The following is a 6307-nucleotide window of genomic DNA, read 5'->3' on the forward strand; positions in this document are numbered from 1 at the left end:
CATACTTTTTAGAACACCACCGATTTATTAAGTAAATTTATCGTTTAGGCTTAGAGCATAAATATCGCCTTAAATTTGCATAAGCATGTTGCACAATCGTGACGCGCGTCGGCGTTATTGGTAGCCAAACGCATACGGCAATTGACCTTGGATAAACAAGCTCGTATAGTCAAAAAGACGTTATGATTACTCGTATAGGACACGCATTTGTACTTCTCTCATAAATCATCGAAGCTTAAGAAGCTGGCAATAAACACATTGGATAAATGTGTTTTTGCTCAGAAGTCAAATAAGCTGCCAGCGTTTAAATCATTGCCATCGAGATCAGCGTTTGCGCTAAATTTAGGCGTATCCGCGGCATTACTGACATTGGCAACCACTGCTAATAGTGCAAGCTTACAAGCCGCGTCATTTGCTTACGACGCATGGCAGACGTCAGGCGCGAGCGAATTGGATTTACCCAATTTGCGCGGGCCAGGGCTAAGTTTTGCTGAGCAATACCAAAATAAACTGCTCGGAGAATGGTCATTAAGAAACATCAATGGCCGCGCTAAGATGGAGCATGACCCTTGGATTTATGAAACCATTAAAGAGATGACGTGGCGGCTTAATGCGCAAGCCCGTCAGCAAGCGCCACTCGGCTTGGTTATTATTGATAATCCTAGTATCAACGCTTTTGCAGCACCCGGCGGGGTTATTGGGCTAAATACTGGGACGATACTCGCGGCGAGCAGCATGGATGAGATTGCGAGCGTCGTCGCGCATGAGGTGGCCCATATTAGCCAGCATCATTATGAGAGCGGGGCGGATGAGCGCAAAAAAGCCTTGCTGATGCAAATAGGCGGTATGCTGGCGGCGATAGCGGCCTCAGCGGTCGATGGTGATGCCGCTGCCGCCGTTATGATGGGCAGTCAGACCGCCACCATGAATAGCAGCATGGCTTTTAGCCGTAATAATGAGCGTGATGCCGACCGCGTTGGTATGCAAATCATGAATCAAGCGGGTTATGATCCACGCGCGATGCCGCGTTTTTTTGCGACGATGAATCAAAAAAGTCAGCTAAACCAAACCGCCAATCAATTCCTGCCCAGTTTTGTGCGCTCGCATCCTTTGAGTAACGAGCGTTTAAGCGAGTCGCAAAGCCGCGCTCAGCGTTATGATGCACTGCCATTATCCAAGCAGCAGCGCCATCAAGCATTGTTTGATTTGCTTTACTGGCGTGTACAAAGTACGGGCAAGCATGTCTCTGAAACCGCATTGACGACCGCTGCTAACAATAGCGTTGGGGCAAAATTAGCGCTGATGTATTGGTTTGGTGAGCAGCAGCGCTTTCGTGAGGCCGATGAGATATATGCTGAGCTGTCAGCGTTGCCAGCGGCCCAGCGGCAAGCATTAGAGCCGCTATTGTCCATTACTCAAAGCCAAATCCTGACGGAACAAAATAAATGGCAACAAGCGGCGGAACTCCTTGAGAGCCAGCAGCGCTTATATCCCGAGCGCCGTGACCTGCGCCTTTATTTGGCAGAAGCGCTGACCAATAGCAATCAGCCAGCCAAAGCGCAAGCATTGCTCAAACCCTTGACCGAGCAGCAGCCAAGCGACCGTTATGCGTGGCAAAGCTTACAATTGGCCAATGAAAAAATCGCCAAAACCACAGAGTCGCCGCAGCTGGCAAAAATCGCCACGATTAATGCGCTGCGTTATCGCAGTCATGACCAGGTATGGAGCGGACGCTACGAGCGCGCGCTGACCTCTTTAACGCAAGCCAAGCAATTGGCTGAGCAAATGCAAAACACCGCGCAAGCCAGTAGCGCCCGTCCACTACTTGCCAATATTAATGCAGAAATCAAAGCAGTAAAAACCGCCAAAGACTTTAAGCCTTAGGCGGTTATTTGCTAGCTTGGGTTCATATAAAAATTAAACATATATAACAGTCTGACTTTAAAAGCGATAGAGTGCGACTGAGATGAATTTTCCGAAGCCTCTGTGATAGCAGCAAGCAAGGAAAATTTATATCAGTCGCGCATCGCTACTCACGTATCGATTTTATTTTAAGCTAACCATAGCGTCTCTAATCTTGGTTAACCCTGCAGCGCGTCTTTGACCAATTTAGAAATTAATGCGGGGTCAGCGCGGCCCGCCGTTTTATTTTTTAACACACCCATCACGCTACCCATATCGCGCATTGACGTGGCGCCTTGCTCTTTGATTTCGGCATTAACCAAGGCGGCAAGCTCGGCATCATCCATTTGTTTTGGCATAAACTCATTGATGATATCAATCTCAAACTGCTCTTTTTCCGCCAAATCATCGCGACCATTTTCGGTGAAGATAGACAATGACTCATGACGCTGCTTGAGCTGCTTTTGTAGCACTTCTAATACTTGCGCATCATCAAGTTCGGTTTGGCGGTCAATCTCAATTTGTTTGATGACCGCTTGCACGTTGCGTAGTACTTTGACGCGCTCAAGCTCACGCGCTTTCATTGAGTTTTTGATGGTGTCAGATAACGTCTGTTTAAGTTGGCTCACTGTTATTATTCCTTATAAGTATGGGTAAAATAATGCTTAGTAAAATGACTGTCGATAAAGTAAGTGGGAATAAAGTTTTAAAGAAAAATCTGCCAATAATCTATCAGCAGCAATAACAAAAATTGTAGCATAAAAAACGCCACTGTTATTCATCGATAACAGTGGCGTTAGTGTAGCGCTGGTATTTAGCTAATCGTCTTAGTGATTAGTACATACGAGTGGTACGAATGGTTTCGCGTTGTAATTTTTTCTTATAACGCTTTACAGCAGCGGCTTTTTTGCGCTTGCGTACTTGCGTTGGTTTTTCATAAAATTCACGCTTACGTACGTCTGATAGAACGCCGGCTTTTTCACAAGCACGTTTAAAACGACGGATAGCGATGTCAACTGGTTCGTTTTCTTTAACCTTAACTGCAGGCATGAAATCTCCTTGATTAGGATGAGATATAAGGGCATTAGTTTGGCTGTGTATTAGTATTTAGCCGTAATATCTCAAGATTATCGGCATCAGCTCAAACTAGGATGGTCTTGCGCAATAGGACAAGGGCGCTTATTTTAAACAAAAATAGCAGCAAAGTCAAAGGCTTTAGCGTATTTATACAGAATAAAGGGTTAAATAAAGGCCAATAAACTTTAACTGCACAGTACAAATATAATGCGATATAAAATGGCGCTCTGGTGTTAATATTTTTAATAATCTTTTAACAAATAGTCAATAAATCATGGACAAAACAGCTGTTTAGCAATAACGGCTTACATTGGGTATGTGGTATCCTATATTCAGTCTGCTGCTTAGCCTTAAGCCCTAACTTTTAACTCTTAAAAATAGAGATCTATAAAAAATAGGTGTTTATAAATAGGTTCTAGGCAGATTTGGCAGACTTTACAACGCTTTAATAGCTATCTTATTGAGGATCTTTGAATGAAAAGTGGCATAAAAAAAACAGCGGTTAGTACGGTATTATGGGCGACCTTGCTTGTTACGATGGGCGTTAGTCTAAGTGCTTGTAGCAGCGAAAAAGAGGAGGCTGGTGCAGAGTCGGGTGAAGTATTGGCAACCGATAGAGTCGATGAAGCATCAGAGCTTGCGCGTCAAAACGCGCCTGAAGCAGAAAAACTGGACTTCCCAGAATCCACGCCAATGCCTGCTGCTGACACGGCAGAAGGTGAAGAAGGGGCAGAAGGAGGCGCTGCGGGTACTGAAGTTGCGACTGCAGAAGATGGCGCAGCGACAGATACGGCAGGAAACACGGCTACGGCAAGCGCTGATACAGAAGCGGCTTCTACTGCTAATACAGAAACCACGGACACGGATGCAGCGGCGACGACTACCGAGCCTGCCACAAACTAATAGCAGTGAATCAAAGTGAGTAAGTAAGCGCGCACTCAGTTCATAATATCGATTCATCACTGCCAGCTACTATTACTATTAATATGCCAGCAATAACATTGAGGTTTACATTAATAATCTATAGATGAGGGAATAACTATGACTATGCAGCAAAAAACAATGAAAAAAAAATCAGTGGCTAAATTGGCACTAGCGAGCCTAAGCCTTAGTGCGCTTCTGGCACTCAGCGCTTGTAGCGGCGGTGATAATACGGCAGCTGAAGAGCCTGCTGCTACCAATGACACTGAAACAGTGGCGGTAGAGCCGGAAGCGCCAGTTGCAGAGACTGAAGTAGCAGCGCCTGAGCCTGCGGTTGAAGCAGAGCCTGTCGAAGCACCCGTAGAGGAAACCCAAGAAGCACCTGCTGAAGAGGCGGCCGAACCTGAAGTGTTAGCGGCTAATGCGGGCGAGCAGTTGTATGAAAAGCAGTGTAAAGCCTGTCATGCAACGGGATTGTTGGGTGCGCCAAAATTTGGTGACAAAGCCGAGTGGGCACCGCACCTTGAAAAAGACATAGAAACGCTACACATGCATTCTGCCAAGGGCTTTAATAAAATGCCTCCACAGGCCAATGACAATGTAAGCGAAGCGCAAGTTCATGCTGCCGTAGATTATATGGTTGCTGCTGCTAGCTAATGCTAATATTGCTTGTTGAAATTTGCTAGACTGACCGCCATTGTAAGCTAACAGTGGCGGTTTTTTTATTAATGTCGAAATGCCGTCACAACGCATATTTTTAAAGCACTTTTTAAGTAATAAGTTCTGCATAGTGCATAGTAAGCGTAAAATATGCACAGCAATAACCGCTGCAAAGTAAAACATAAAGGCACATAGATGAAAGTATTGGGTTTAGAGACCTCTTGCGATGAGACGGGTCTGGCAATTTTTGATAGCGAGCAGATAACAAGCGACAATAAAGGGTTGCTTGGACAGGTGCTGTATTCTCAGATAGAGCTGCACGCCCTGTATGGCGGTGTGGTGCCTGAGCTTGCCAGCCGCGACCATATTCGTAAATTGGTGCCGTTATTTAATGAGCTATTAGAGCAGTGCGCTATCACTAAAGATGAGATTGATGCCGTTGCTTATACCAGAGGGCCGGGGCTTATCGGCGCTCTAATGACAGGTGCGTTATTCGGTCGCAGCTTGGCTTACGGCTTAGATATCCCAGCGATTGGCGTCCACCATATGGAAGGCCATCTCTTGGCGCCGCTGATGGGAGCAAACCCACCCGCATTCCCATTTGTCTCGTTACTAGTTTCTGGCGGTCATACGCTACTGATTGCCGCCCATGGTATCGGGCAGTATGAAATTTTGGGCGAATCCATCGATGATGCGGCGGGCGAGTGCTTTGATAAAGCAGCTAAAATGCTTGGTCTGCCATATCCTGGTGGCCCTAATATTGCTAAATTAGCAGAAAATGGCGACCAAAATGCTTATGATTTACCGCGTCCCATGCTGCATCGCGGTTTGGACTTTTCCTTTAGCGGTATGAAAACAGCGGTGCATAATCTTATCAAGGACACCGCAGGCTCTGCTGGCGATCCGCAAGTGCGCGCCGATATTGCGGCAAGCTTTCAACATGCGGTGGTCGATACGTTGGTAAAAAAATGCGTCAAAGCACTAAAACAGGTCGAGATGAGCCGCTTGGTTATCGCGGGCGGCGTCAGTGCCAATAGACATTTGCGTGAGACACTAGAGCGTGAGCTTGCTAATATCAATGCCACCGTTCATTATGCCCCGCCAGCCCTGTGTACCGATAATGGCGCGATGATTGCTTATGCGGGCTACGAGCGCTTGCAAGCCGGTCAAGCAGATGATTTGGCTGTTAGCTGCGTTCCGCGTTGGCCGATGACCGAGTTGCCTGCGCTATAAAGGCTAAATGCTATAAGCTATCTCATACTTAACCTATTAAACTTTATCTTATTTAAGGATAGATTATGCAGTGGCTTGCAATTGGTTTAGGTGCTGCCATTGGGGCTTGCCTGCGCGGCTGGCTTGCGCGGTTTAATCCGCTACATAGTTGGATACCACTTGGCACCTTGGGAGCCAACGTGTTAGGTGGATTGTTAATAGGGTTGGCCTTGGTGTGGTTTGAGCGAATGGGCAGCGGCTTATCGGATAATGTCAGATTATTTTTGATTACGGGTTTTTTGGGCGGGCTAACGACTTTTAGTACCTTTAGCGCCGAAGTGTTTACCTTTATCCATAATGGCAAACTACTTGCTGGTTTAGGACTTATTGGGCTCCATGTTGGGCTAACCTTACTGGCTACCGCGCTTGGCTTTTATTTATTTAAATTGGTTCTGTGACTTTTGTTAGATATCACTTGCTTGGAGGTCTGATTTAAATAGTTCCTTTATAGCAGTCTGACCACTGCCGTCAATCC

At 46.2% G+C, this 6307-nt stretch carries 7 protein-coding genes; 5 read left to right on the forward strand and 2 right to left on the reverse strand.

Annotated features, from left to right (window positions below):
* Nucleotides 1-312: 312 nt before the first annotated feature.
* A complete protein-coding gene (locus B4240_RS02975; protein WP_296236755.1) occupies nucleotides 313-1884 on the forward strand; it encodes a M48 family metallopeptidase in 1572 nt (523 codons plus the stop codon).
* 197 nt (nucleotides 1885-2081) lie between these two features.
* Here the strand turns inward: B4240_RS02975 and B4240_RS02980 are convergent, their stop codons facing one another.
* Nucleotides 2082-2531, reverse strand: a complete 450-nt coding sequence (locus B4240_RS02980; protein WP_296236756.1) for a GatB/YqeY domain-containing protein — start codon at nucleotides 2529-2531, stop codon at nucleotides 2082-2084.
* Nucleotides 2532-2736: 205 nt separating this feature from the next.
* Entirely contained in the window at nucleotides 2737-2952 is a 216-nt protein-coding gene (gene rpsU / locus B4240_RS02985) for a 30S ribosomal protein S21 (protein WP_010195908.1), read from the reverse strand.
* A gap of 501 nt (nucleotides 2953-3453) precedes the next feature.
* Between rpsU and B4240_RS02990 the strand changes: the two genes are divergently transcribed.
* The 4 genes from B4240_RS02990 (at nucleotide 3454) to B4240_RS03005 (ending at nucleotide 6230) form a co-directional block, all read left to right on the forward strand.
* Nucleotides 3454-3882, forward strand: a complete 429-nt coding sequence (locus tag B4240_RS02990; RefSeq protein ID WP_296236757.1) for a hypothetical protein — start codon at nucleotides 3454-3456, stop codon at nucleotides 3880-3882.
* Between the two features lie 138 nt (nucleotides 3883-4020).
* Entirely contained in the window at nucleotides 4021-4557 is a 537-nt protein-coding gene (locus B4240_RS02995; RefSeq protein WP_296236758.1) for a c-type cytochrome, read from the forward strand.
* 198 nt (nucleotides 4558-4755) lie between these two features.
* Nucleotides 4756-5793 (forward strand): tRNA (adenosine(37)-N6)-threonylcarbamoyltransferase complex transferase subunit TsaD, encoded by a 1038-nt coding sequence (gene tsaD / locus B4240_RS03000; protein ID WP_296236759.1) that lies wholly within the window; start codon nucleotides 4756-4758, stop codon nucleotides 5791-5793.
* A 65-nt stretch (nucleotides 5794-5858) separates the two neighbouring features.
* Nucleotides 5859-6230, forward strand: a complete 372-nt coding sequence (locus B4240_RS03005; RefSeq protein ID WP_296236760.1) for a CrcB family protein — start codon at nucleotides 5859-5861, stop codon at nucleotides 6228-6230.
* Nucleotides 6231-6307: the final 77 nt, after the last annotated feature.

Source organism: Psychrobacter sp. UBA5136 (genome assembly GCF_002414005.1).
In the GTDB taxonomy this organism is placed as follows: Bacteria; Pseudomonadota; Gammaproteobacteria; order Pseudomonadales; family Moraxellaceae; genus Psychrobacter.

Coding starts and splice junctions, on each gene's coding strand:
- rpsU (WP_010195908.1), bottom strand. CDS start 2,952: ATGCCTGCAGTTAAGGTTAAAGAAAACGAACCAGTTGACATCGCTATC.
- B4240_RS02990 (WP_296236757.1), top strand. CDS start 3,454: ATGAAAAGTGGCATAAAAAAAACAGCGGTTAGTACGGTATTATGGGCG.
- B4240_RS02995 (WP_296236758.1), top strand. CDS start 4,021: ATGACTATGCAGCAAAAAACAATGAAAAAAAAATCAGTGGCTAAATTG.
- tsaD (WP_296236759.1), top strand. CDS start 4,756: ATGAAAGTATTGGGTTTAGAGACCTCTTGCGATGAGACGGGTCTGGCA.
- B4240_RS03005 (WP_296236760.1), top strand. CDS start 5,859: ATGCAGTGGCTTGCAATTGGTTTAGGTGCTGCCATTGGGGCTTGCCTG.